2 protein-coding genes and 1 pseudogene are annotated in these 1,638 nt (G+C 64.0%); 2 read left to right on the top strand and 1 reads right to left on the bottom strand.

The window, feature by feature from the left end; all coding sequences use genetic code 11:
• A pseudogene (locus tag RMQ73_RS00205) lies at positions 1-224 on the bottom strand (hypothetical protein); the annotation flags it as partial.
• Positions 225-294: 70 nt separating this feature from the next.
• On the opposite strand from RMQ73_RS00205, the gene RMQ73_RS00200 reads away from it, so the two are divergent.
• The gene (locus RMQ73_RS00200; RefSeq protein WP_310495938.1) at positions 295-612 is read left to right on the top strand and encodes a hypothetical protein; all 318 of its coding nucleotides are present in this window, start codon (positions 295-297) and stop codon (positions 610-612) included.
• Positions 609-1,638 (top strand): glutathionylspermidine synthase family protein (locus RMQ73_RS00195; protein WP_310495937.1); only part of this gene is annotated, 1,030 nt, incomplete at its 3' end. The genes RMQ73_RS00200 and RMQ73_RS00195, both read left to right, overlap by 4 nt.

Below are 1,638 nucleotides of genomic sequence, written 5' to 3'. Positions count from 1 at the left end.
TTGTTCCCCGGCCCGCACAGCACCAGCACTTCGCTGTCCACTCCCATGGCCAGGATGGCATCCACGGCGCCGGCCACTGCGCGTTCCATCATCGCCAGCGCCGATGTGCCGCCGGCAGTTTTGGACGTGCCGCCGGCAATTGCCGCAGCCTCGGCAGCGCGCATGGCGCCTGCGCCCATCAGCGGCGGACCCGAATCGATGGTCAACATTGCGCCACTTGTCACCAAGGCGTGGTTCAGCGCAATCTCCGGTGTTGGCATTGGAAAATGCGGCATCAGCGATTAAATGTGGGTCATGAGCCGCCGAACCCTGCCCGCCTTGCCCCTTGTCACGCTGATGGCCGCTGCCGTTCTGGCGAGTTGCGGTGAACAAGAGAGCAGCACCAGGCTGTGCAAGGATGCACAGGGCCGCCGCACCGACGACAGCGCCTGCGAGATAGGCCGCGCCGGGCATGGTTTCGTGTTCATCCCCGGCATGATGGGGCTGCCGGGACGCGGCGAGCAGATTTCAGGCTATTCCAACTCCGCCGGCAACGGGGTCGTGCGCACCGCCGAAGGCCGGACGGTGCGCGGCGGCTTTGGCATGTCGGCGCGCGGGGACAGCGGTTCGTGATCCGCACATCGCTGGTGCCGCGCCCAAATTGGCGAGGCACGGCCGAACGGCTGGGGCTGGTCTGGCACAGCCGCGCCGATGGCAGCCCTTATTGGGACGAGAGCGCCTGTTACCAGTTCACGCCGGCCCAGATTGCCGTGCTGGAAGGCGCCACTGCCGAGCTTTACCGGCTGTTTCTAGCCGCCGGGCAGCATGTCATCGACAACGACCGGCTTGGCGAACTCGGGATTCCGGCCTTTTGCCACCGCGCCATCCGCGAGGCATGGGACGGGGAACCCCGAGCGCTCAATTTTGGTCGGTTCGACCTTGGCTGGACTGGCGAAGGGCCGCCAAAACTATTTGAATTCAACGCCGATACACCGACCAGTCTGCTCGAAGCCGCTGTCATCCAATGGCAATGGAAAGAGGCTGTATTTCCGGACGCCGACCAGTTCAACGGGCTTCATGAGGCGTTGGTGGCGCGCTGGGCCGAGATTGCGCCGCCGGCTGGCACCAGCAAATTGCACCTCACCCATGCCCGGGATGCCAGCGGCGAGGATGCGTTGACCATCGCCTATCTTGCCGATTGCGCCGGCGAGGCCGGGATCGACACACGCATCATCGCCATCGAGGATATCGGCTGGGGTGCCGACGACGGGCGTTTTGTCGATCTCAATGGCCGCGCCATCGATGCGATTTTCAAGCTATATCCCTGGGAATGGCTGCTGGCCGATGATTTTGGCCGCAACATCATCGACTCGCTCGACAAGACGATGTGGATGGAACCCATTTGGAAGATGCTCTGGTCCAACAAGGCGATGCTGGCCGTGCTGTGGGAATTGTTTCCCGGCCATCCCAATCTGCTGGAAACCCGGCGGTATCCGCTAGTGGGGGCGCAAGTGAAAAAGCCGCTGCTGGGCCGCGAAGGCGCCAATGTCACGGTGATGGACGGCGCCGGTGTCACCGCAGAGACAGATGGGCCTTACGGCGAGGAGGGCCATGTCTGGCAGGCGCTTTATGCCCTGCCCGGCAGCGGCGACCAGCATG

The sequence above is a fragment of the Sandarakinorhabdus sp. genome, assembly GCF_031430775.1.
In the GTDB taxonomy this organism is placed as follows: domain Bacteria; phylum Pseudomonadota; class Alphaproteobacteria; order Sphingomonadales; family Sphingomonadaceae; genus Sandarakinorhabdus.
This window is presented reverse-complemented; position numbering and strand designations above follow the sequence as displayed.

Coding starts and splice junctions, on each gene's coding strand:
- RMQ73_RS00200 (WP_310495938.1), top strand. CDS start 295: ATGAGCCGCCGAACCCTGCCCGCCTTGCCCCTTGTCACGCTGATGGCC.